Origin of the sequence: Paracoccus sp. SJTW-4 (assembly GCF_047716885.1) — a bacterium.
GTDB lineage: Bacteria > Pseudomonadota > Alphaproteobacteria > Rhodobacterales > Rhodobacteraceae > Paracoccus > Paracoccus solventivorans.
The window spans coordinates 1,283,102-1,305,464 of record NZ_CP136681.1; the positions used below are offsets into that span (position 1 = coordinate 1,283,102).

Sequence of the window (22,363 nt, forward strand, 5' to 3'; positions counted from 1 at the left end):
CGCCGCCGCTCATCCGAAGGATCCCGGCGGACTTCGGGCGGTTGGCAAATATCCTCGGGGGGAGTTGCCGAAGGCAACGGGGGGGCAGACAGCCCCCCTGCCACGGTTCCGCCGGGACGGCTCGGCGCCCCGTCAACCCTGCGTGGTGGCGGCGATACCCCCTACCCAGTCCCGCAAGGCAGCATTGTCGGCAAAACCGTCACCCTCCGGCGGGACAGCCCGAGGCTCTGTCGGCGCGTCCTCGCCCCCGGTCAGCCCTGCTCCGGCCGGTGCCTCCGGGTTCCCGCGCAGGCGGTTGCGCCAGTAATGCCCCTCGCGCCCGACGAAATGCAGCCCCAGCATCGCGCCGGACAGCCACCACAGCGGCTCGGGCATCCCGGCCATCGCCTCGACCCGCGCGGCGAAGCCCTCGGGGTCCAGCATCGCGTAGCCGCCGACCGCCACCGCGCCCAGCATCAGCAGCGGCCGCGGCAGGCGGTTGAGCGCGTTCACCAGCCCGTCGAAACCGCCGCGGGCGAACTCGGCCTCGATGCGGGCCAGACCCTCGGCCGCGTCGCGGGCGGGCGTCGCTTTTCGCGCGGCCAGCGCCTGCGCCACCCGGGCGGCGGCCCCGGCGGCCGTAGACACCTGCTGGCTGCGGCTGGTCAGTCGGTCGATCAGGCCCATGTCGCGGTCCTTTCGCGGTGCTGCGCGTCGGTCAGGTGATAGCGGGCCGAGATGAATTCCTCGGCGCGGGTGATCCAGCCGCCCTTGCCGCCGTCCTTGCGGCGGGCGTATTTGCGGCTGGCGGGGCGGGCATCGGCAAGGGCGTAGTAATAATTCCGCCGCGCGATGCCGTAGGCGTCGGCGATATGGGCGGGCGCGGCCGCGGCCGCGGCGCGGGCGGCGGCCTCGGTCCGGGGGCCGACGATACCGTCATCGGCACAGGCGAAGCCCATGCGCGCGACCAGCCGTTGCAGGATCTTCACCGCATTGGCGCCGGCGTTCACCTGCATGTCGAAGACGCTGGCCTGCAGCGCCTGCGGCAGCCGGTCCAGCCCGGGCTTGCGGAAATAATGCTCGATATAGATCTGCGCGGCGCGGGCGCGGTCCAGCTTGCGCAGATCCGCTGCTTCCACGCGCCCGTTGCCGTCCAGGTCCAGCCCCAGGCTGCGCATGGTCCCGATGGTGACCCCGAAATTGGTGGCGCCGCCGGGGTCGTCGGGGTCGTTCACATACCCCCCCTCGCGCGCCACGATCGCGGCCGCAAGCTGTTCGACTGTCTGCATCCCTGCCCCCTTTCGTCCAAGGGCGGCAGGGTTGCCCGATCCGGTTAAGGCTTTCTTAACGATGCGGACGTTGCAGCTGTGGCGACTGGCGGCGCGGCGTCAGCTGTTCGGCGCCTGGTAGGAATGCTGCTCCAGCGAATCGACCAGTTCGCGGGGCATGTAATCCTCGTCATGCTTGGCCAGGATCTCCGAGGCGACGAACACCCCGTCGACCATCTGGCCGGTGCCGATCATCCCCGAGTTCTCGGCGAAAAGATCAGGCAGGACGCCGGTAAAGCTGACCTGCACCGTGTCGCCGCCATCGGTGACCGCAAAGCTGACGGTGGTGCCTTCGCCTCGCAGCAGCGAGCCTTCCTCGACCATGCCACCCAGCCGGAACACCTCGCCCGCGGCCGGAGGATTCTCGGCCAGCTGGCTGGGCGAGCGATAGAGGTTGATCCCGTCGCGGAAGCCGTAGCCGATCAGCACGGTGGCGATCAGCAGCGCCACCGCGGTCGCGATCAGGACCTGGACCCGGCGCTTCTTCTTGAGGGATTTCATGGTATTTCCCCTGTCTGTTCAGGCAGATTCGAATTGGATGGGCTGGCGCAGGAACTGCGTCGCCTTGGCGGTGACCCGGGCCGGATCGCCGGTGGTCAGAAAGCGCGAGCTTGTGCCGGGGCCGATGAACTCGGGGCGGCGGTGCAGATAATCCTCGAGGCTTTCGGCCACCAGATCGGCCTGCGAGAACACCCGCACCCCCTCGCCCAGCGCCTCGCGGAAGGTCTGCTCCATCAGCGGGTAATGGGTGCAGCCGAGGATCGCGGCCTCGGGGTGCGGCATCCGGCGCTTGAGGGCCTCGACATGGGACCGCACCAGCGCCTCGGCCAGCATCTCGTCGCCGTCCTCGATCGCGTCGACGACGCCGCCGCAGGGCTGGGCCTCGACATCGACGCCGATGGCGCGGAAGGCCAGCTCGCGCTGAAAGGCGCGGCTGGCGACGGTGGCGGGGGTGGCAAACAGCGCCACATGGCGGACCGCGACCTCGCGCGGGGGCGAGTTGTCGCCCCATTGCCGTTCGGTCATCGCCTCGATCAGCGGCACGAACACCCCCAGCACCCGCTTGCCCGGCGGCAGCCAGTTTTCCTGCATCCGGCGCAGGGCGGCAGCGCTGGCGGTGTTGCAGGCCAGGATCACCAGGTCGCAGCCCTCGTCCCACAGCCGCTCGACCGCGCGGCAGGTCAGCTCATAGATATTGTCCGCGGTGCGCACCCCATAGGGGGCATGGGCGTTGTCGCCCAGATAGACCAGCGGCAGATCCGGCATGCGGCGGGCAATGGCCTGATGGACGGTCAGCCCGCCCAGCCCCGAATCGAAAACGCCGACAGCCATCCACCCCTCCGTGTTGCTGCGACCACATCTAAGGCGAGCGGCGCGCGGAATCCATGACCTTGGTCATGTTGTCGCGGCCGGACCGGGGCGCTGCCCCGGGCCGCTGCCGCGGCCTTCCTCGCTGAAAACGGTCCACCGGACCGTTTTCCGGGCGCTCGGAAGCCCCGGGATATTTACGGACAGAAGAAGCACGCCCCGCTACGTAGCCGCTGCCTGCTTGCCCGAATATCCCCGCCGGCGGCAGGCCCGGGCTTCCCCCTATTCCGCCGCGATGCGCAGTTCCGGCTGCCGGGGCCAGCCGCCGGCGCGGAAGGCGGCCAGCAGCTCCTCGCGCCGGGCGGAAGCTTTCTCGGCGGCCTCGTGCTTGATGAAGCCGTAGCCGCGGATGTCCTGCGGCAGGGCGGCCAACTCGCGGGCGATCTCGAGCGTCTCGGGCGTCACCTTGGGCAGCACCTCCTCCATGTCGCGTTCGTATTGCCGGGCCAGGGCGCGCTCGAACCGGCGCTCGCCCTGCCAGCCGAACACGTCCAGCGGCGTGCCGCGCAGGCCCCGCAGCGCCGACAGCGCCCGGAAAAGCGGCAGGATCCACGGGCCGAAGTCGCGCTTGCGCGGGCGGCCCTCGGGGGTCTTGCCGCCCAGGAAGGGCGGGGCGAGGTGGAAGGTCAGGTCCAGATCGCCCTCGAAGCTGCGGGCGACGCCCTCGGCGGTGGTCAGGTGCAGGCGGGCGACCTCGTATTCGTCCTTGATCGCCAGCAGCCGATAAAAGCTTTCCGCCACCGTCTCGCGCAGTTCCGGGGGCGCCATCTCGACCAGCCGCAGGAAGCGGCGCTTGAGCCGCGGGCCCTGATAGCCGACCAGCCGGCCCGCCCGATAGGCCACCGGGTCATGCACCTGCGCCACCTCGGGCGCGGGTGCGGCCTGCTGCGGGAACAGCACCGCCCAGCGGCCGATCTGGAAGGCGCGCTGGTTTTCCTTGGCCTTGGCGCCGTTCAGCTCGATGGCGCGCAGGATCGCCGCTTCGGTCAGCGGGATCAGCCCCTGCTGCCAGGCGGCGCCGGTGATCAGCATGTTGGAATAGATCGAATCGCCCAGGTAACGCTCGGCCAGCTTGGAGGCGTCGAGGAACCCGACCCGCTCGCCCAGCCGCGCCTGCAGCGACAGTTTCAGGCGATCGCCGGGGACGTGGAAATCGCGGTTGCGGGTGAACTCGCCGGTGATGATCTCGTGGTCGTTGACCACCGCGCCGGTGCGGCCATGGGTCATCAGCCCCACGGTCTTGGCCCCCGCGGTCACCACCAGATCGCCGCCGATCACGGCGTCGGCCTCGCCCACCGCGACGCGGATGGCGCTGATATCTTCGGGGGCGTTGGCCAGCCGCAGGTGGATATGGACCGCGCCGCCCTTCTGCGCGAGGCCGGCCATCTCCATCATGCCGGCGCCCTTGCCGTCCAGCTGCGCGGCCTGCGCCAGCACCGCGCCGATGGTCACCACGCCGGTGCCGCCGACGCCGGTGATCACGATGTTGTGGGTGCCGTCGATGGCGGGCAGGGTCGGCGTGGGCAGGTCCGGCAGCTCCAGCGCCTGCGCGGCCGGGCGGCGCAGCTTGCCGCCCCGGACGCTGACGAAGCTGGGGCAAAAGCCGTTGACGCAGGAATAATCCTTGTTGCAGCTGGACTGGTCGATGGCGCGCTTGCGGCCCAGTTTCGTGTCGAAGGGCACGACCGAAACACAGTTCGACTGCACCGAGCAATCGCCGCAGCCCTCGCAGACCTCGGGGTTGATCCAGATGCGGCGGTCGGGGTCCGGGAAGGCGCCACGCTTGCGGCGGCGGCGCTTTTCGGCGGCGCAGGTCTGGACATAGACGATGGCGGTCACGCCCGGCACCTGCGCCAGTTCCCGCTGCACGCCCATCAGGTTTTCACGTTTCTCGATCCGCAGGCCCTTCGGGAACGCCTTGGGGTCCACGTCCTCTTTCTCGTCGTGGACCAGCACCACCGGCACGTCCAGCGCCTGCAACTCGCGCACGATCTGGGGCGCGGTCAGCCCGCCCTCGTTCGGCTGGCCGCCGGTCATCGCCACCGCGTCGTTGAACAGGATCTTGTAGGTGATGTTGGTGCCCGCCGCCTTGGCCGCGCGGATCGCCAGCGAACCAGAGTGGTTGTAGGTGCCGTCGCCGAGGTTCTGGAACACATGCGGGCGCTTGGAAAACGGGGCCTCGCCGATCCAGTTGGCGCCCTCGCCGCCCATCTGGGTGAAACCGGAGGTCTCGCGGTCCATCCACTGCACCATGTAGTGGCAGCCGATCCCGGCATAGGCGCGGCTGCCGTCCGGCACCTTGGTCGAGGTGTTGTGCGGGCAGCCCGAACAGAACCACGGCGTGCGCACCGCGATTTCCGGGGCGTTGTCGTTGCGCCTCGTGTCGGCCAGCCGGGACAGCGCCGCGTCCAGCCGGTCGGTGCGCCGGCCTTCCTCGATCAGGATGCCGCCCAGCCGTTCGGCGACCAGCACCGGGTCCAGCGCATAGCGGGTCGGGAACAGCTCCAGCCGGCGGCCGTGTTCCCAGGTGTCGCCCTTGTGCCAGCCATAGACGCGGCGGCCGCGGCGGTCGTCAAAGATCGCCTCCTTGACCTGCACCTCGATCAGCTTGCGCTTTTCCTCGACCACGATGATCAGCTCGAGCCCCTCGGCCCATTCGTGGAAGCTGACCATGTCCAGCGGCCAGGTCTGGCCGATCTTGTAGGTGGTGATGCCCAGCCGCTCGGCCTCGGCCGCGTCGATACCCAGCAGCCCCAGCGCGTGGACCACGTCCAGCCAGTTCTTGCCGGCGGCGGCGATGCCGATCTTGGCGCCGGGCTTGCCCCAGACGCGGCGGTCGATGCGGTTGGCGCGGGCAAAGGCCTCGGCCGCGAAGCGCTTGTAGTCGATCATCCGCGCTTCCTGCGCGACCGGGTTGTCGCCCAGGCGGATGTTCAGCCCGCCCTCGGGCATAGTGAAATCGACCGGCACGGCAAAGCTCATGCGGAAGGGGTCGCCGTCGACGACACTGGTCGCCTCGACCGTGTCCTTCATGGTCTTGAGCCCGGTCCAGACCCCGGCGAAACGCGACAGCGCCCAGCCGTAAAGCCCATAGTCGAGGATTTCCTGCACCCCCGCCGGCGACAGCACCGGAATATAGGCATCGACCATCGCCCAGTCGGACTGGTGCAGCACCGTCGAGCTTTCGCCGGTGTGGTCGTCGCCCATCGCCATGACCACGCCGCCATGTTGCGACGAGCCGGCCATGTTGGCGTGGCGCATCACGTCGCCCGAGCGGTCCACCCCCGGCCCCTTGCCATACCACAGCGCGAACACGCCGTCGTATTTCCCCTCGCCCCGCAGCTCGGCCTGCTGGCTGCCCCAGATGGCGGTGGCGGCCAGGTCCTCGTTCAGACCGGGCTGAAAGCGGATGTTGGCGGGGGCGAGCAGCTTTTCCGCCTTCATCATCTGCAGGTCGACCGCGCCCAGCGGGCTGCCGCGATAACCCGTCACCAGCCCTGCCGTGTTCAGCCCGGCCTCTCGGTCGCGGGCGGCCTGCATCAGCATCAGCCGCACCAGCGCCTGCGTGCCATTCAGCAGCACATGGCGCTTGGTGATGTCGAAACGGTCGGCAAGGGAAATATCCTGCACGCTCATCTTGCTTCCTCCCCGGGGGCGTCGATGACCCGCCTTCAGTATAGGTCAGGAACGCTGACCGATAAAGCCCTTTGTGAAACCATCCCGCCACACTATGTATTGCGCAAATTGCATAGCAGGGTTCACCCAGCAGGGATGGTCGGTATGGTGGATTGGGACAAGTTGCGCATCTTTCATGCGGTCGCCGACGCGGGCAGCCTGACCCATGCCGGCGACGTGCTGCACCTGTCGCAGTCCGCGGTCAGCCGCCAGGTCCGCGCGCTGGAGGAGATGCTGGGCTCGACCCTGTTTCACCGCCACGCCCGCGGGCTGATCCTGACCGAACAGGGCGAGATGCTGTTCGACGCCACCAAGGCGATGAGCCGCAAGCTGGACACCACCACCGCCCGCATCCGCGACAGCGAGGAACATGTCGCGGGCGAGCTGAAGATCACCACCACCACCGGTTTCGGCACGCTGTGGCTGGTGCCGCGGCTGGGCAAGCTTTATGAACGCTACCCCGATCTCAAGATCGACCTGATGCTGGAAGAGCGCGTGCTGGACCTGCTGATGCGCGAGGCCGACGTCGCCATCCGCATGAAGGAACCCAGCCAGGCCGACCTGATCCGGCGGCGACTGCTGAACATCAGGATGCGGCTTTACGTGTCGCCGGAATACGCCGCGCAGCGCGGGGTGCCGCAGACGCTCGAGGATCTGCCCGGCCACCGACTGATCTGCCAGAACCCGACCACGCCGCAGGTCTCGGCGGGCGCGGTGCTGTCGCAGTCGCTACTGTCGCGCCACGTCAGCACCACCCTGCTGGTCAACAGCTATTTCGGCGTCCTGCAGGGGGTGCTGAGCCATGTCGGCGTCGGCATCCTGCCCGACTACATGGAGACCGAGGCCCCGCATCTGCTCCGCGCCCTGCCGGATGTGGAATCCGCCGAGGTGCCGGTTTTCCTCGCCTTTCCCGAGGAATTGCGCTCTTCGCGCCGCGTCGCAGCATTCCGCGATTTCGTGGTAGAGGAGATTCAATCCTTGCGCCGCAACCCTGGCGAAAGCTGAGCCCCCGGCGGGAAACCGCTGCCATGCACGCCCTGCATGGCGGTCATGCTGCAATAATCGTCGGGAATCCTTGAAATCCCCGGCACGAGGCGCTTATGTGGATATTGAGGAAGCGCAATGTCTTGTCGTTTCTTCAACCTCCCTGTTGGACTTGGCCGGGCCATCGTGCCCGGCTCTTTTTTTCGCGCCGGCGCCGTGTTTTCTGCGTCGCAGCGCCGACGGGCCATCTTCCCAAGCCGGGCGCCGCGGCCTATTAGGCGGCCAGGGCCGTGAAGGGGGTTGGACATGCAGAACGAACCGGCGATCACCGACGAGCTGATTGCCTCGCATGGGCTGAAACCCGACGAGTATCAGCGCATTCTGGACATCATCGGCCGCGAGCCGACATTCACCGAGTTGGGCATCTTCTCGGCGATGTGGAACGAGCATTGCTCCTACAAGTCGTCCAAGAAATGGCTGCGCACCCTACCGACCGACGGCCCGCAGGTGATCTGCGGCCCCGGCGAGAACGCGGGCGTGGTCGACATCGGCGACGGGCAGGCGGTGGTGTTCAAGATGGAAAGCCACAACCACCCCAGCTATATCGAGCCGCATCAGGGCGCCGCGACCGGCGTCGGCGGCATCCTGCGCGACGTGTTCACCATGGGCGCCCGCCCCATCGCCGCCATGGACGCGCTGTCCTTTGGCCGCCCCGAACACCCGCGCACGCCCCATCTGGTCAAGGGCGTGGTCGAGGGGATCGGCGCCTATGGCAATGCCTTCGGCGTGCCGAACGTGGGCGGCGAGGTACGTTTCCACCGCGCCTATGACGGCAACTGCCTGGTCAACGCCTTTGCCGCCGGGCTGGCGCCATCGGACCGCATCTTCTATTCCGCCGCCTCGGGCGTGGGGATGCCGGTGGTCTATCTGGGCGCCAAGACCGGCCGCGACGGCGTGGGCGGCGCCACCATGGCCAGCGCCGAGTTCGACGAATCGATCGAGGACAAGCGCCCCACCGTCCAGGCCGGCGACCCCTTTACCGAAAAATGCCTGCTGGAAGCCTGTCTGGAGCTGATGGCCACCGACGCGGTGATCTCGATCCAGGACATGGGCGCGGCGGGGCTGACCTGTTCGGCCGTGGAAATGGGCGACAAGGGCGGCCTGGGCATCAAGCTGATGCTGGACCACGTGCCCCAGCGCGAAACCGGCATGACCGCATACGAGATGATGCTGTCCGAAAGCCAGGAGCGGATGCTCATGGTGCTGAAGCCGGAAAAAGAGGCACTGGCCCGCGAGATCTTCGAGAAATGGGACCTCGACTTCGCCATCGTGGGCGAGACCATCGCCGAGGACCGCTTCCTGATCCTGCACGGCAACGTGGTCATGGCCGACCTGCCGCTGTCGAAACTGTCGTCCAGCGCGCCCGAATACGACCGTCCCTGGGTCGAAACCGCGGCGCCCGAGCCGCTGCCGGCGCTGCCCGAGATCACCCCCATCGCGGCGCTGCGGGCGCTGATCGGCTCGCCCAACCATGCGCACAAGGGCTGGGTCTGGGAACAATACGACACCCAGGTCGGCGCCGACACCATCCGCCGCCCCGGGATCGGCGCAGGCGTGGTCCGCGTTCACGGCACCGACAAGGCGCTGGCCTTCACCAGCGACGTGACCCCCCGCTATGTCCGCGCGAACCCGGTCGAGGGCGGCAAGCAGGCGGTGGCCGAAGCGTGGCGCAACCTGGTCGCCGCCGGCGCGCGGCCGCTGGCCGCGACCGACAACCTGAACTTCGGCAACCCCGAAAAGCCCGAGATCATGGGCCAGCTGGTCGGCGCCATCAAGGGGATCGGAGAGGCCTGCCGGGCGCTCGACTTCCCCATCGTGTCGGGCAACGTCAGCCTTTACAACGAGACCGACGGGCAGGCGATCCTGCCCACCCCCACCATCGGCGGCGTCGGGCTGGTCGCGCATCTGGACCAGCTGATCGGCGGGCTGCCCCATGCGGGCGACGTGGCGCTGGTGATCGGCGCCACCGCCGGCCACCTGGGCCAGTCGGCGCTGGCAGCCGAAGCTTGGGGGATCGAGGCGGGCGAGCCTCCGCACGTCGATCTGGCGGCCGAGCGGCGCAACGGCGAGTTCCTGCTGGCGCACCGCAACCACATCCGCGCCGCCAGCGACCTGTCGGACGGCGGGCTGGCGCTGGCAGCCTTTGAGATGGCCGAGGGTGCCGGGCTGGGGGTCGAGCTCGACCCCACCGACATCCCGACGCTGTTCGGCGAGGATCAGGCCCGCTATCTGCTCGCCGCTCCCGCGGCCGACGCCGAAAGCCTGATCGAACTCGCTGCAAAAGCCGGGGTGCCGGTCACCCGCGTCGGCAGCTTCCACGGCACCCGCGTCACCCTGGGCGGCGATTCCGCGCCGCTTGCCGAGCTGTCGGCCCTGTATCGCTCGGCCTTTGCCCGGGCGATCACCGGCACTGCCGCGCAGGACTAGGCCCACGGCCGCGCAGGCCCACCGGCGGCGCGGCCACCCTGCCCTTTCCCCACGAAATCAGTTAGCTTCGGGGGATGAGCCAGGATCACCCGCCCCATCTCGGCCCGATGCAGCTGCTTGCCGGCTATGCGCAGGGCATCTTTCCGATGGCCCGCGCCGCCGACGATCCGCGGCTTTACTGGTTCAACCCGCCGTTCCGCGGCATCCTGCCGGTGGGCGGCGTGCATATGTCGCGCTCGCTGCGGCGCAGCTTGGCGCGGGGCGGCTGGACCGCCGACGCCCACCCCGATTTCGATCGCATCGTGCGCCACTGCGCCGACCGCCCCGAGACCTGGATCAACGCCCCGCTGCTGCAGCTTTACCACCGGCTGCATGACAGCGGCCACGCGCAGGCGCTGGCGGTGTATCAGGACGGCGCGCTGGCGGGCGGGATCTTCGGGGTGACGCTCGGCGGCGCGTTCTTTGGGGAAAGCATGTTTTCCACCCGCACCGACGGCTCGAAAATGGCGCTGGTGTGGCTGTCGGACCATCTGGCCCGCTGCGGCTTCACCCTGTTCGACACGCAGTATCTGACCCCGCATCTGGCCAGCATGGGCGGGGTCGAGATCACGCGCGAGGATTATCGCGCCCGGCTGGCCCATGCCCTGCGCCAGCCCGCGGATTACCACGCCCTGCCCTTGCGCAGCGCCGCCGAACTGGCGGCGCGAGGGGGCTACTCTGCCGCCTCGGCCCCGTCCTCGTCCTCGACCGGGGCGGTCTCTCCGTCCGGGCCCATGCCCTCGCCGCCCTCGGGCTCGGCGGTGTCGGGCTCATAGGTCAGCTCGGGCAGCGCCAGCCCGCTGCCGTCGTCGCAGGTCACCACCCAGACGTCATAGCGCGCATCGTCCAGCGCGGAAATCGCGGGGGACGAGGCGATCATCCAGCCGGTGAACAGGGTGCGGCGGCTGTGGGTGTCGGTGATGGTCAGCTGCGCGAAAGCGTCCGAATCGGGATCGGCGGCCGGATAGCGGCATTCCCCCAGCCGCACCTCGAGCCGGCCAAAGACCACGCTGTCTCCCACCAGCAGCGGCAGGTCGGTGCTTTGCCCCGACACCTTGTCCAGCCCGCGCAGCAGCGCCGCCGGCGCGCGCGCGACCTCGCCCTGCACCAGCGGCATCACCGATTCGGCGCGGGTGCCGGGGGCGATGTCGGTGCTGGGCCGAACCGGCGGCGCCTGCGCCCAGGACGGCGCCGCGGCCATGGCCGCCGCCGCAACCAGCGCGGCGCGAATCATTGCCCGCCCTCGGGGTCGGCCGGTTCCGCTGCGGGTGCGGCCGGGTCGGATGCGGGGGCGTCCCCGTCATCCGCCTGCGAATCGGCGAATTTCATCAGCAGGGTCAGCAGGCTGACCGCGCCCTGCACGTCCTCGATCTCGTCGCCCGACCCCAGCAGCTCAAGCGCGCCGCCCGGGCGCAGCTCGATGTAGGAGCCCCCCAGCAGCCCGTCCGACTGGATCAGCGCGGCGCTGTCGGTGGGCAGCAGGATGTCGGCGGGCAGCCGCATCTCGGCCTCGGCGTAATAGGTCTGCGGGTTCAGGCGGATGTCGGACACGCGGCCCACCCGCACCCCGGCCAGCCGCACCTCGGTGCCCTTTTCGACGCCGGCGACATTGGGGAACGAGGCGATCAGCGGATAGCTGCCGCGCCCGGTTTCGGCCCAGCCGCCCACCGACCACGCCAGAAACCCCGCCGCCACCGCCAGCACGGCGGCGCCGACCAGCAGCTCGGCCCTTTCGGCGGCAGCGGACACCGCTTCCCTACTCGGGCTGCCAGGCGTCGTAGTCGCGCCGGCGCGCGGGCTCGGCCTGCAGCAGCGAGCCGGCGGGGCGATAGGCGCCCGGCAGTCCGGTCAAGTTCGGCAGATGCGGGCGTTCCCAAGGCTTGTGCGGCAGCGGCGCCTGCGTCGGCGGCTGGTCCCAGGTGTGGTGCAGCCAGCCATGCCATTCGGGCGGCACGCGGCTGGCCTCGGATTCGCCGTTGTAGATCACCCAGCGGCGCTTGCCGTCGGCGGTCTGGTAATAGACGTTGCCCTGCTGGTCCTCGCCGACCTTGCGGCCGAAACGGCGGGTCCAGACCTGCGTTCCCAGGGTCTGGCCGTTCCACCAGGTCAAAATGCGATCGACGATCCACATGGGGCAACTCCGCTCTGGCGCGACTGGCCCACCATATCGCGCATCGGGGGCGCAAGGTCCAGCGCCTTGCGCCCTGCATCCCCGCTGCTTGCGCTGAATTGAAGCACCCCTTGCACGCGCCCATGCCATCGGCCAAGCCTGTCACGGCTTTGGGGGATGGGGGCGGCGCATGGCCGAGGTGCTGATTGCAGGCGGGGCGGTGATGGGAGCCTCGGTCGCGTTCTGGCTGACCCGGCTGGACCCCACGCTGCGCGTCACCGTGGTCGAGCCGGACCCGAGCTATGCCACCTGCTCGACCGCGCTGTCGGCGGCCGGGATCCGCTCGCAGTTCACGACCGAGGTGAACGTGGCGATCAGCCGCTTCGGGATCGAGTTCATCCGCGACTTTGCCCGCCACACCGGCCCCGCCGGCGGCGTCCCCGACCTGGGGCTGCGCGAGAACGGCTATCTGTTCCTGACCCGGACCGAGGCCGGCGCCGCGCAGCTGGAAGCGCTTGCCGCCATGCAGCGCCGGCTGGGCGCGGCGACCGAGGTTCTGGACCGGGCGGCGCTGGCCCGCCGCTTTCCGTGGATGCGGCTCGACGACATCGCGGCCGGCGCCTTCGGCCCCCGCGACGAGGGGTTCTTTGACAACATGGGGCTGCTGGCGGGGCTGAAGAACGCGGCCCGTGCCGCGGGCGCGGTGTGGCTGACCGACCGGGTGCTGGGGCTCGACCGCGACGGCGGCCGCATCACCGCCGCGACGCTGGAAACCGCGGGCCGCCGCCCCGCCGATATCTTCGTCAACTGCGCCGGACCGCGCGCGGCGGGGCTTATGCGCAGCGCCAGGCTGGCGCTGCCGGTCGAGCCGCGCAAGCGCACCATTTTCGTGGTCGACGCGCCCCAGGCCCGCCACAAGGATGCGCCGCTGATCGTGGATCCCTCGGGGATCTGGATGCGCCCCGAACACGGGCAATGGCTGGCTCCACCGTCCCCGCCACCGACGGCCCCTGCGATCCCGAGGACTTCGCCCCCCAATCCGCACTGTGGGAGGATCACGTCTGGCCCGCCCTCTACGACCGGGCCGAGGGGTTTGCAGCCGCGCGGGTGATCCGCGAATGGGCCGGGCATTACGCCTATAACACCCTGGACCAGAACGCGATTATCGGGCGGCATCCGCTGGTGGCGAACCTTTATCTCGCCAACGGGTTTTCCGGCCACGGGCTGCAACAGGCCCCGGCCGTCGGGCGCGGCATCGCCGAACAGATCGTGCATGGCAACTGGGTGACGCTGGATCTGTCGCCGCTGGGGATGCAGCGGGTGCTGGACGGACGCCCGCTGGCCGAAGCCGCCATCGTCTGACTCCCCTGCCTGGGACGCCAAAAATCCCAGCGGATACAGCGGCCCCGCCCGCTTTCCCCGCGCCCCCCGATATGGCATCACCCCCCTGCGCCCTTCGGATCGGAGACCACCATGCCCTTTACCATCGCCATCGACGGACCCGCCGCCTCGGGAAAGGGCACGATCGCGCGGGCGCTTGCACGGGAATTCGGGTTCCCGCATCTCGACACCGGGCTGCTCTATCGCGCGGTGGGCGCCATGGGCGGCGACCCGACCACCGCCGCCCGCGGGCTCGACCCCGACGACCTGCTGCGCCCCGGGCTGCGCAGCGCCGAGGCCGGGCAGGCCGCCTCGCGCGTGGCCGCCATCCCCGAGGTGCGCGCGGCGCTGATCGACTTCCAGCGCCGGTTTTCGCGGCAGGAGCCGGGTGCGATCCTCGACGGGCGCGACATCGGCACGGTGATCTGCCCGGGCGCCGAGGTGAAGCTCTACGTCATCGCCGCCGATGAGACCCGCGCCGCCCGCCGTGCGGCCGAGCTGGGCGCCGACCCGGCAGTGATGCTGGCAGAGCTGCGCGAACGCGACGCCCGCGACGCCGCCCGCGACACCGCACCGCTGCGCGCCGCCCCCGACGCGGTGATCCTCGACACCACCGCAATGAGCATCGAGCAAGCCGTCGCCGCCGCCGCCGCGCTGGTGCGCAAACGGCTGGAGCGGCAGGCGACCTGACGCACGCCGTCCCTGCGGCCGCTTCCTTTGAAATATCCACAGGTTAGGCCGCAGCCGTCAGCGCCGCTCCTGCGCTTCTTACCTGTAAAAATATCCCGGGGCTTCCGAGCGCCCGGGAAACGGTCCGGTGGACCGTTTTCAGCAAGGAAGGCCGCGGCAGCGGCCCGGGGGCAGCGCCCCCGCCTCGCCCTCACCCCATCAGCCGCTTCTTCACCAGCGCCCCGGCGGCGCCGAAGTCCATCTGCCCGGCATGGCGCTCGCGCAGCGCGCCCATGACCCGGCCCATGTCGCGCACCCCGGTCGCGCCCAGCTCGGCAATCACCGCGTCGATCGCCGCCGCAACCTCGGCGGGGTCGAGCTGCCGGGGCAGGAACTCCTGAATGATGCCGATCTCGGCCTGTTCGCGCTCGGCCAGCTCCAGCCGGCCGCCCTCTTCATAGGCGCGCGCCGATTCCTGGCGCTGCTTGACCATCCGCGACAGCAGCGCGACCAGGTCATCCTCGGTCAACTGGCCTTCGCCGGGTTCGCCGCGGGCGGCAATCTCGCGATCCTTGATCGCGGCGCCGATCAGCCGCAGCGTCGACAGCCGCAGCTGGTCCCTGGCCTTCATCGCCGCTTTCGTGGCGTCCTGGATACGCGCGCGCAGTTCCATCTTGGTCCTCGTTGTCTGACCCGTCAGGGTTGCCCCCACGCCCGGCCGCCGTCAACCCGCCGCCGACCCGCCTGCCCGCGGGCCCGCGGGCCCGCGGACGATCGCGCCCTTGACCGCGGCGGCGGCTTCCCTTAGCACTCGCCCGATTTTCCGGGGGTTCAAGATGGAACAGAAACCGACCGCGTGCCTGGCACTGGCCGACGGGACGATCTTCTATGGCCGGGGCTTCGGCGCCAGCGGAGAGGTCGTGGCAGAGCTCGTCTTCAACACGGCGATGTCGGGCTATCAGGAGATCATGACCGATCCCAGCTATGCGGCGCAGGTTGTGACCTTCACCTTCCCCCATATCGGCAACACCGGCATCACCCCCGAGGACGACGAATCCCCCGATGCGGTCGCCGCGGGGATCGTGGTGAAATGGGACCCGACCGAGCCCTCGAACTGGCGTGCGGCGGGCGACCTGGTGTCGTGGATGGAACGCCGCGGCCGCATCGGCATCGGCGGCATCGACACCCGGCGCCTGACCCGCGCCATCCGCGAACAGGGCGCGCCGCATGTGGTGCTGGCCCATGATCCGCAGGGCAATTTCGACACCGCGGCGATGGTCGCCCGCGCCCGCGACTGGCCGGGGCTGGTGGGCATGGACCTCGCGCGCGAGGTCAGCTGCACCCAAAGCTATCGCTGGTCCGAGGGCCACTGGGCCTGGCCGGGCGGGTTCAACGACAAGCGCCCGGACCACCCGCTGCGGGTGGTGGCGATCGACTATGGCGCCAAGCGCAACATCCTGCGCTCGCTGGCGCAATCGGGCGCCGAGGTGACCGTGCTGCCCGCCACCGCCACCGCCGAGGACGTGCTGTCCCACGACCCCGAGGGCGTGTTCCTGTCGAACGGCCCCGGCGATCCGGCCGCGACCGGGGAATACGCGGTGCCGATGATCCGCGAGCTGATCCAGCGCGACCTGCCGGTGTTCGGCGTGTGTCTGGGCCACCAGCTGCTGGCGCTGGCGCTGGGGGCGAACACCATCAAGATGCCCCACGGCCACCACGGCGCGAATCACCCGGTGCGCGACCTCGAGACCGGGCGGGTCGAGATCACCTCGATGAACCACGGCTTCGCGGTCGATTCCCAGACCCTGCCCGAGGGCGTGGTCGAGACCCATGTCAGCCTGTTCGACGGTTCGAACTGCGGGCTGCGCATCGCGGATCGTCCGGTGTTTTCCGTGCAGTACCACCCCGAGGCCAGCCCCGGCCCGCGCGACAGCGACCATCTGTTCGCCCGTTTCAGCCAGGCGATGCTGGACCGCCGCCCGGCCTGAGGGCGTCCGGCCGGCGTTAACGGCCGCTTAAACATTTAAGGGCATCAAGGGGCGATTCCTTTCGCACCGGGGTGCCCTCCATGTCCGTCACGCCGTTCCGCAAGCTTGCCCAGCCCATCGCTGTGCCCGGCCCGGCCGTGCCCGGCGGCGGGCCGCTGCCCTTCCGGCTGCGGGCGGCCCGGCCCGACGACCGCCCGGCGCCGCAGCCCGAGGGGCGCGACGAACGCACGCTAGGGCAGCTGCTGCTGGATGCGGGCGCGGTCGATCCGGGCAATCTTTTCAAGGCGCTGGTGGTCAGCCGCTCGGAATCGGCGCGGCTGGGGGAAATCCTGCTCGCCCGCGGCTGGGTGACGGCACAGGCGCTGACCGGGGCGCTGTCGAAGCAATGGCGGACCAGCAGCGTCGATCTGATGGCGATGCCGCCGGATGCGCGGCTGATCGACCTCGCCGGCGCGGACTGGTGCCTGACGCAGGGAATCGTGCCCTGGCGGCGCACCGGCGGCGTGACCTTTGTCGCCGCGGCCTGGCCCGAACGTTTTCAGGCGGCGCGGGCCACGCTGGAATCCCGGCTCGGGCCGGTGCGAATGCTGCTCTGCACCGAAAACGACGCCACCCAGGCGCTGCTTTCCACCCGCCGCACTGCGCTGATCCGGCAGGCGGAAAGCTGCGTCGCGCCCGAATATTCCTGCCGTACCAGGGACGAGGGGCGGCTGGGCCGAATCCTGCTGGCGCTGATGGGGGCGCTGGCGCTGGGGCTATGGCTGGCGCCGGTGCTGGTGCTGGCGGCGGTCAGCCTGCTGACGGTCCTGACGCTGCTGGCGACGACGCTGCTCAAGGCGCTGGCCTTCCGTCGCACGCTGCGCGCTTCGCACGAGCCGCCGCTACCCCCGCCCGATGCGCAAATGGACGGCAAATGGCCGGTGATCTCGGTGATGGTGCCGATGTTCCGAGAGGAGGACATCGCCGACCGGCTGGTCGGCCGCCTCGCCCGGCTCAGCTACCCGCGCGAGCTGACCGACGTGCTGCTGGTGGTCGAGGAAACCGACCTTGTGACGCGGCAGGCGCTAAAGGGGGTGAAGCTGCCCTTCTGGATGCGGGTGGTGACCGTGCCCGACGGCCCGATCCGCACCAAGCCACGGGCGCTGAACTATGCGCTGAACTTCTGCCGGGGCGAGATCATCGGAGTCTGGGACGCCGAGGACCGCCCCGAGCCCGACCAGCTGCATCGCGTCGCCCGCCACCTGCATTTCGCCCCGGCGCAGGTCGCCTGCGTGCAGGGCGCGCTGGATTTCTACAACCCGCGCACCAACTGGCTGGCCCGCTGCTTCACCCTGGAATATTCGGCGTGGTTCCGCGGCGTGCTGCCGGGGATCGCGCGCATGGGGCTGGTGGTGCCGCTGGGGGGCACAACCTTCTTCATCCGCCGCTCGGCGTTGGCCGAGGCCGGGGGCTGGGACGCCTGGAACGTCACCGAGGACGCCGATCTGGGCGTGCGCCTGGCCCGGCTGGGCTACCGCACCGAAATCGTCGCCACCACCACCCATGAAGAGGCCAACTGCCGCCCGATTCCCTGGGTCAAGCAGCGCTCGCGCTGGCTCAAGGGCTTTGCGATGACCTGGGGGGTGCATATGCGCGACCCGCGCGGGCTGGTGCGGGCGATCGGCTTTTGGCCGGCGGTCGGGTTCCATCTGCAGATGTTCGCCACCGTCCAGCAATTCCTGCTCGCCCCGGTGCTGTGGAGCTTCTGGCTGTTTTTGCTGGGGTTTTCCCATCCGCTCGCCGGCTTCGGCGGCGCCTGGCTGGGGCCGGCGGTGATCACGCTGTTCCTGCTTTCCGAGGCGCTGAACATCGCGGTCGCGGCCTGGGCGGTGCGGCGCACCCATCCCGGGCTGGGGCTCTGGGCGCCGACGCTGTATTTCTATTTCCCGCTGGCCTGCCTGGCCGCGTGGAAGGCCGCCTATGAGATCGTGGCCAAGCCGTTCTACTGGGACAAGACCCTGCACGGGGTGTTCGACCACGCCGCCGAGGACGGGGCCAAGGACGGCGCCGAAAGCGCCCTCGCGACCACGGCGGTGCCGCTGGTCGGCACGGTGCGCTGACGCCATGGCCCGCGCCGACTCAGCCCGCCGCGGCGTCGATGATGCGCCCCGCGGCCTCGGTCAGCTCGTCCAGCCGGGCCGACAGCGCGGCGGCATCCTCGGCCCCGGTCTCGCGCAGCAGGAACTCCTGCCCGCCCTGCCCGATGGTCGCAAGGTCGAGCGGCCGTTCGCTCAGCAGCCGCGCGCCGCAATGCAGCCGCCACAGGAACTCATGCGCCCGCACCAGCACCTCTGCATCCGCGGCCGCAACCAGCCCGGCCTTGAGCCCGGCGCGGATCTGCATCGGCGCCCGTCGAGAGGCCGAGCCCGCCCGCAGCGCCAGCGTCTGCGCATAAAGCTCGATATCCTGCAGGCGGCCGCGGCCTGCACGGGGCGCCCAGCCTGCGGCATCCCCCCCGGCAGCAGCGATCCGTTCGCGCATCTGCTGGAAATCCGGCATCACCCGCGGGTCGCGGCCGCGCTGCACCAGAATCTCCTGCCGCAGCGTCTCGATGCGCGCGGGGCACCGGGGGGGGGGGGCGCCCGCCCCCCCCCCCCCGCCGGGGATCACCGCCACCACCCGCGCGCGGGTCAGGGCCAGATGCTCCCAGGTCCAGGCCTCGTTGATCTGATAGTCGCGGAAAGCGCCGATCGAGGTCGCGACCGGCCCCTGCCGCCCCGAGGGGCGCAGCCGCATGTCGACCTGGTAAAGCCGCCCGGCCGCGGTGGGGGCGGTCAGCGCCGCCAGCAGCGCCTGGGTCAGCCGTGCATAATAGGCCCGCGTGGCCAGGGGCTTGGCGCCATCCGACGCCTCGGCCCCGTCGGCATCGTAGATCACCAGCAGGTCGAGGTCGGACAGCGCATTCATCTGCCGCGCCCCCAGCGAGCCCATGCCCAGCACCGCCGCCCCCACCCCGGGGGCCGGGCCGTGGCGGCGGGCGAACTCGGCCGCGACCAGCGGCGCCAGCGCCGCCAGCGCCGCCTCGGCCAGGTCGGCGTAATGCTGGCCCGCCTGCTCGGCCTCGATCAGCCCGCGCAGATGGTGCACGCCCACGCGGAACTGCCATTCATGCGCCCAGCGCCGCGCCGCATCCAGCGCACGCTCATACCCGCCTTCGGCTGCGGTCATGGTGCCGTCCAGCAGCCCGGCCAGCCCCGCGCGCAGCGCCGCCAGCCCCGGCCAAGGGGCGAAGAACCGCCCCGCGATCACCGCGTCCAGCACCTCGGGGTGGCGGGCGAGATAGGCGGCCAGCGCCGGCGAGGTCGCGCAGATGTCGCCCAGCAGGTCGATCAGCGAGGGGTTCGATTCGAACATGGAAAACAGCTGCACCCCCGCCGGCAGCCCGCGCAGGAAGCTGTCGAACCGCGCCAGCGCCTCGTCCGGGCGGGCGGCGCGGAACAGGCTCGCCAGCACCTGCGGCTCGATCCGCCCGAACAGATGCCGCGCCCGGGCCGAGCGCAGCGCCGGATAGCGCTGCCAGCCCTCGACCACCGCTGCCTGTTCGTCGGTCAGCTCGGGGCGGGCGGTGGTCTGCACCGCGGTGGGGGCAAAGAAATCGCCGGTCAGCGCCTCGACCCGCTGCAGCCGCGATTCCAGCCGTGCGCACCAGGCGGCAGGTTCGGTTTCGCCCGACAGCGCCACCACCGGCGCCAGCGCCGCGGCGGTTGCGGGCACCACATGGGTCTGGGCGTCGTTGACCATCTGGATGCGATGCTCGATCTCGCGGTGCTCGCGGTAATGGGCGCTCAACTCGGCGGCAACGTCGCCTGGGATCCAGCCTTTTTCGGCCAGCGCCGCCAGCGCCTCGACCGTGCGGCGGGACCGCAGGTCGGGGTCGCGGCCGCCGGCGATCAGCTGGCGGGTCTGGGCAAAGAACTCGATCTCGCGGATGCCGCCGCGCCCCAGCTTGAGGTCATGGCCGGGCGCCTGGATTCCGCCATGCAGCCCCTTGTGATCACGAATCCGCCGCCGCATCTCATGCGTGTCCTCGACGGTCGCAAAGTCGAGGTGCCGGCGCCAGATGAACGGCCGCAGCGCCGCCAGGAATCGCGCCCCCGCCGCAAGATCACCGGCGCAGGGCCGTGCCTTGATATAGGCGGCGCGTTCCCAGCTGCGGCCCTCGGCCTCGTAATACCCCAGCGCGGCCGAGGCCGAGATGCAGACCGGCGTCACCGAAGGGTCGGGGCGCAGCCGCAGGTCGGTGCGGAACACGTAGCCCTGCGCGGTCAGGTCCGACAGCGTGGCCGCCGCCTTGCGGGTGGCGCGGATCAGCGCGGCGCGAACGTCGTGCTGGTCCTCGGGCGCATAGGCCGCGTCATCGTAAAGCACGATCAGGTCGATGTCCGAGGAATAATTCAGCTCATGCGCGCCCATCTTGCCCATGGCGAGCGCAAAGATCCCCGCCGCATCCGGGCTTGCCCCCGCGCGCGGGGCAGGCAGGCGGCCGCGGCGCAGCTCATCCCCGACATGGGCGCGCAGGGCCAGGTCGGTGGCGCGGTCGGCCAGCGCGGTCAGCGCCGCGGTCACCTCGTCCAGCGACCAGGCGCCGCCGAGATCGGCGAGCGCCGCAAACAGCGCCACCCGCCGCTTGGCCTGCCGCAGCGCCGGACCGAGTTCGGCCGAGGACAGCGCCTCGAACCCAGCAGTCCCGGACGCCACCAGCGCGGCGGGGGTAAGATCGCTGTCGGCGGCCTCCGACAGCCAGGCGGATTCGCCGGCGATCAGCCCGGCCAGATACGGGCTCGAGCCCCCGGCCCCGGCAATCAGTGCCGACAACTTCCCCCCGGCCGCGGGCAGGCTGGCAGCTGCGCCCTCGGCCCGGGCCGGGTCCTCTGCCAGCGGCAGGCGGGTGATGCTGGTCGAAAGCCTCATGCCCCGGCCCACCGGCGGCGGCTTCCGGCCGGCCGCGCCAGTCTGCACGCGCGGCTGCGCCGATGCGACGCAGGGGACAGCCCCGCGACACCCCGCCGGTTCACAACCGCGTGCCCGCCCCCCGGATTTCGCAGCAACACCGCTGTTGCCGTGGCCAGCCTTTCCCCGCCACCCGCCGGAACCCCGGGAAAACCCGCGGCAATCGCGCCGCGGCCCCCTGCGGTGCGCGCAAGCCTGCCCAGCCTGGGCAGGCCCTCGCTTCGGCGCTTGTCCCGCGCCGCGGCAGTTGCTACCGTCGCTTGATTCCCGCTGAATGATGCGATTTTCCGGCCCCTGCGCATGTCCATCGTCCCTGCCAGCCCCCCCGGACTTAAACCAGCCGCGGATCCTTCCGGGCGGGGCGCGTGATGCGGCATTCCGGGCACAACGCTCCGCAGTTCTATGTCACCGGGCCGCAGCCCTGCCCGTATCTGCATGGCCGGGCCGAGCGCAAGCTTTTCACGGCCCTGACCGGCGACCGCGCGCGCGAATTGAACAATGCGCTGTCGCGACAGGGCTTTCGCCGCTCGCAGAACGTGGTCTATCGGCCCAGCTGCGAAAGCTGCGTCGCCTGCATGTCGGCGCGGATCCGGGTGGCGGATTTCCGCCCCTCGCGCAGCCAGCGCCGGGTGCTGAAGCGCAATGCGGGACTGATCCGGCTGGGCACCAGCGCCTGGGCCACCGACGAACAGTTCGAGCTGTTCCGCCGCTATCTCGACCGCCGCCACGCCGACGGCGGCATGGCCGACATGGATATCTTTGAATTCGCGGCGATGATCGAGGAGACCCCGGTCCGCACAAGGGTGTTCGAATACCGTCCCCCCGCCCGCAATGGCGAGGCTGCGCCCCTGGCCGCGGTGTGCCTGACCGATATCCTCGACGACGGGCTGAGCCTCGTCTACAGCTTCTACGACCCCGACCGCCGCGCCGACAGCCTGGGCACCTGGATGGTGCTGGACCATGTCGAGATGGCACGAGCGGCCGGGCTGCCCTATGTCTATCTGGGCTACTGGGTGCCGGGCAGCCGCAAGATGGCCTACAAGGCCGCCTTCGGGGCGCTGGAAATCCACAAGGGCGGCGTCTGGCAGGACATCGGCCGCCCCGAGGACCACGAGGACGAGGCCCACCCGCTGTCCGTGGACCCGATCGTCGAGCAGGTCGCGCGAATCCACCTGCCCTGAGCGCACAATCCCGGCCACAGCTTGCGCCACACCCTTCGCGGTTGTAATTTTCTTGCGCGGGACCCCGGGGTTGCGGCATTTTTCCCAAAACGCGGCATTGACCCGACCGGAGCCGGCGACTAGCTTGCGGCGGCGCAGCAGAGCCTGCCGCTTTGCCGCAAATTTTTCGCGAACAGGGGGTCGGAG

General features: G+C 70.3%; 17 protein-coding genes and 1 pseudogene. 8 read left to right on the forward strand and 10 right to left on the reverse strand.

Features of this window, described 5'->3' with window-relative positions:
- Window positions 1-132: 132 nt before the first annotated feature.
- From RSP45_RS06275 to RSP45_RS06295, 5 genes are all read right to left on the reverse strand, one after another.
- Window positions 133-666: a 3TM-type holin gene (locus tag RSP45_RS06275; protein ID WP_415393658.1), complete on the reverse strand. Its 534-nt coding sequence runs from the start codon at window positions 664-666 to the stop codon at window positions 133-135.
- Window positions 657-1,268, reverse strand: coding sequence for a holin-associated N-acetylmuramidase (locus tag RSP45_RS06280; protein ID WP_415393659.1), 612 nt, complete (start codon window positions 1,266-1,268; stop codon window positions 657-659). Before RSP45_RS06280 ends, RSP45_RS06275 begins: the two co-directional genes overlap by 10 nt.
- Window positions 1,269-1,367: 99 nt before the next feature.
- Window positions 1,368-1,808 carry a cytochrome c maturation protein CcmE gene (ccmE, locus tag RSP45_RS06285; protein WP_073060422.1) on the reverse strand — a complete coding sequence of 147 codons (441 nt, stop codon included), beginning with the start codon at window positions 1,806-1,808 and terminating at the stop codon, window positions 1,368-1,370.
- A gap of 18 nt (window positions 1,809-1,826) precedes the next feature.
- The gene (locus tag RSP45_RS06290; RefSeq protein WP_415393660.1) at window positions 1,827-2,639 is read right to left on the reverse strand and encodes a glutamate racemase; all 813 of its coding nucleotides are present in this window, start codon (window positions 2,637-2,639) and stop codon (window positions 1,827-1,829) included.
- Window positions 2,640-2,897: 258 nt separating this feature from the next.
- On the reverse strand, window positions 2,898-6,311 hold the full coding sequence (locus RSP45_RS06295; RefSeq protein ID WP_415393661.1) for an indolepyruvate ferredoxin oxidoreductase family protein: 3,414 nt from the start codon (window positions 6,309-6,311) through the stop codon (window positions 2,898-2,900).
- 147 nt (window positions 6,312-6,458) lie between these two features.
- Here RSP45_RS06295 and RSP45_RS06300 point away from each other — a divergent pair, with 147 nt between their 5' ends.
- The 3 genes from RSP45_RS06300 to aat all read left to right on the forward strand — a co-directional run bounded on the left by RSP45_RS06300 (window position 6,459) and on the right by aat (window position 10,636).
- A complete protein-coding gene (locus tag RSP45_RS06300; RefSeq protein WP_415394009.1) occupies window positions 6,459-7,355 on the forward strand; it encodes a LysR family transcriptional regulator in 897 nt (298 codons plus the stop codon).
- A gap of 285 nt (window positions 7,356-7,640) precedes the next feature.
- Window positions 7,641-9,821 (forward strand): phosphoribosylformylglycinamidine synthase subunit PurL, encoded by a 2,181-nt coding sequence (gene purL / locus RSP45_RS06305; RefSeq protein ID WP_415393662.1) that lies wholly within the window; start codon window positions 7,641-7,643, stop codon window positions 9,819-9,821.
- 74 nt (window positions 9,822-9,895) lie between these two features.
- Complete coding sequence (gene aat, locus RSP45_RS06310) at window positions 9,896-10,636, forward strand: leucyl/phenylalanyl-tRNA--protein transferase (protein WP_415393663.1); 741 nt, start codon at window positions 9,896-9,898, stop codon at window positions 10,634-10,636.
- Here aat and RSP45_RS06315 read toward each other — a convergent pair.
- Genes RSP45_RS06315 through RSP45_RS06325 form a run of 3 tightly spaced genes read right to left on the reverse strand, consistent with a single transcriptional unit; the run spans window position 10,534 to window position 11,991 of the window.
- The gene (locus tag RSP45_RS06315) at window positions 10,534-11,094 is read right to left on the reverse strand and encodes a DUF2155 domain-containing protein (protein WP_073060439.1); all 561 of its coding nucleotides are present in this window, start codon (window positions 11,092-11,094) and stop codon (window positions 10,534-10,536) included. The genes aat and RSP45_RS06315 overlap by 103 nt on opposite strands.
- A complete protein-coding gene (locus RSP45_RS06320; RefSeq protein ID WP_415393664.1) occupies window positions 11,091-11,609 on the reverse strand; it encodes an outer membrane lipid asymmetry maintenance protein MlaD in 519 nt (172 codons plus the stop codon). Before RSP45_RS06320 ends, RSP45_RS06315 begins: the two co-directional genes overlap by 4 nt.
- A 7-nt stretch (window positions 11,610-11,616) precedes the next feature.
- Window positions 11,617-11,991 carry an NADH:ubiquinone oxidoreductase subunit NDUFA12 gene (locus tag RSP45_RS06325; protein ID WP_415393665.1) on the reverse strand — a complete coding sequence of 125 codons (375 nt, stop codon included), beginning with the start codon at window positions 11,989-11,991 and terminating at the stop codon, window positions 11,617-11,619.
- A 202-nt stretch (window positions 11,992-12,193) separates the two neighbouring features.
- Here RSP45_RS06325 and RSP45_RS06330 point away from each other — a divergent pair.
- A pseudogene (locus tag RSP45_RS06330) lies at window positions 12,194-13,332 on the forward strand (NAD(P)/FAD-dependent oxidoreductase).
- Between the two features lie 111 nt (window positions 13,333-13,443).
- Window positions 13,444-14,040 carry a (d)CMP kinase gene (locus tag RSP45_RS06335; RefSeq protein ID WP_415393666.1) on the forward strand — a complete coding sequence of 199 codons (597 nt, stop codon included), beginning with the start codon at window positions 13,444-13,446 and terminating at the stop codon, window positions 14,038-14,040.
- A 190-nt stretch (window positions 14,041-14,230) separates the two neighbouring features.
- Here RSP45_RS06335 and RSP45_RS06340 read toward each other — a convergent pair whose 3' ends face one another.
- Window positions 14,231-14,692, reverse strand: a complete 462-nt coding sequence (locus RSP45_RS06340; RefSeq protein ID WP_073060458.1) for a GatB/YqeY domain-containing protein — start codon at window positions 14,690-14,692, stop codon at window positions 14,231-14,233.
- A gap of 163 nt (window positions 14,693-14,855) precedes the next feature.
- Here RSP45_RS06340 and carA point away from each other — a divergent pair, with 163 nt between their 5' ends.
- Together carA and RSP45_RS06350 are read left to right on the forward strand one after the other, a co-directional pair.
- The gene (gene carA, locus RSP45_RS06345) at window positions 14,856-16,007 is read left to right on the forward strand and encodes a glutamine-hydrolyzing carbamoyl-phosphate synthase small subunit (RefSeq protein ID WP_415393667.1); all 1,152 of its coding nucleotides are present in this window, start codon (window positions 14,856-14,858) and stop codon (window positions 16,005-16,007) included.
- 80 nt (window positions 16,008-16,087) lie between these two features.
- On the forward strand, window positions 16,088-18,106 hold the full coding sequence (locus RSP45_RS06350; RefSeq protein WP_415393668.1) for a glycosyltransferase family 2 protein: 2,019 nt from the start codon (window positions 16,088-16,090) through the stop codon (window positions 18,104-18,106).
- A gap of 19 nt (window positions 18,107-18,125) precedes the next feature.
- On the opposite strand, the gene RSP45_RS06355 is transcribed toward RSP45_RS06350, so the two are convergent.
- Entirely contained in the window at window positions 18,126-20,957 is a 2,832-nt protein-coding gene (locus RSP45_RS06355) for a bifunctional [glutamine synthetase] adenylyltransferase/[glutamine synthetase]-adenylyl-L-tyrosine phosphorylase (protein ID WP_415393669.1), read from the reverse strand.
- Between the two features lie 407 nt (window positions 20,958-21,364).
- On the opposite strand from RSP45_RS06355, the gene RSP45_RS06360 reads away from it, so the two are divergent.
- Entirely contained in the window at window positions 21,365-22,177 is an 813-nt protein-coding gene (locus RSP45_RS06360; protein ID WP_073060471.1) for an arginyltransferase, read from the forward strand.
- The last annotated feature ends 186 nt before the right edge of the window (window positions 22,178-22,363 follow it).

Coding starts and splice junctions, on each gene's coding strand:
- RSP45_RS06295 (WP_415393661.1), bottom strand. CDS start 6,311: ATGAGCGTGCAGGATATTTCCCTTGCCGACCGTTTCGACATCACCAAG.
- RSP45_RS06360 (WP_073060471.1), top strand. CDS start 21,365: ATGCGGCATTCCGGGCACAACGCTCCGCAGTTCTATGTCACCGGGCCG.
- aat (WP_415393663.1), top strand. CDS start 9,896: ATGAGCCAGGATCACCCGCCCCATCTCGGCCCGATGCAGCTGCTTGCC.
- ccmE (WP_073060422.1), bottom strand. CDS start 1,808: ATGAAATCCCTCAAGAAGAAGCGCCGGGTCCAGGTCCTGATCGCGACC.
- RSP45_RS06280 (WP_415393659.1), bottom strand. CDS start 1,268: ATGCAGACAGTCGAACAGCTTGCGGCCGCGATCGTGGCGCGCGAGGGG.
- RSP45_RS06340 (WP_073060458.1), bottom strand. CDS start 14,692: ATGGAACTGCGCGCGCGTATCCAGGACGCCACGAAAGCGGCGATGAAG.
- RSP45_RS06315 (WP_073060439.1), bottom strand. CDS start 11,094: ATGATTCGCGCCGCGCTGGTTGCGGCGGCGGCCATGGCCGCGGCGCCG.
- RSP45_RS06335 (WP_415393666.1), top strand. CDS start 13,444: ATGCCCTTTACCATCGCCATCGACGGACCCGCCGCCTCGGGAAAGGGC.
- RSP45_RS06275 (WP_415393658.1), bottom strand. CDS start 666: ATGGGCCTGATCGACCGACTGACCAGCCGCAGCCAGCAGGTGTCTACG.
- purL (WP_415393662.1), top strand. CDS start 7,641: ATGCAGAACGAACCGGCGATCACCGACGAGCTGATTGCCTCGCATGGG.
- carA (WP_415393667.1), top strand. CDS start 14,856: ATGGAACAGAAACCGACCGCGTGCCTGGCACTGGCCGACGGGACGATC.
- RSP45_RS06355 (WP_415393669.1), bottom strand. CDS start 20,957: ATGAGGCTTTCGACCAGCATCACCCGCCTGCCGCTGGCAGAGGACCCG.
- RSP45_RS06350 (WP_415393668.1), top strand. CDS start 16,088: ATGTCCGTCACGCCGTTCCGCAAGCTTGCCCAGCCCATCGCTGTGCCC.
- RSP45_RS06290 (WP_415393660.1), bottom strand. CDS start 2,639: ATGGCTGTCGGCGTTTTCGATTCGGGGCTGGGCGGGCTGACCGTCCAT.
- RSP45_RS06325 (WP_415393665.1), bottom strand. CDS start 11,991: ATGTGGATCGTCGATCGCATTTTGACCTGGTGGAACGGCCAGACCCTG.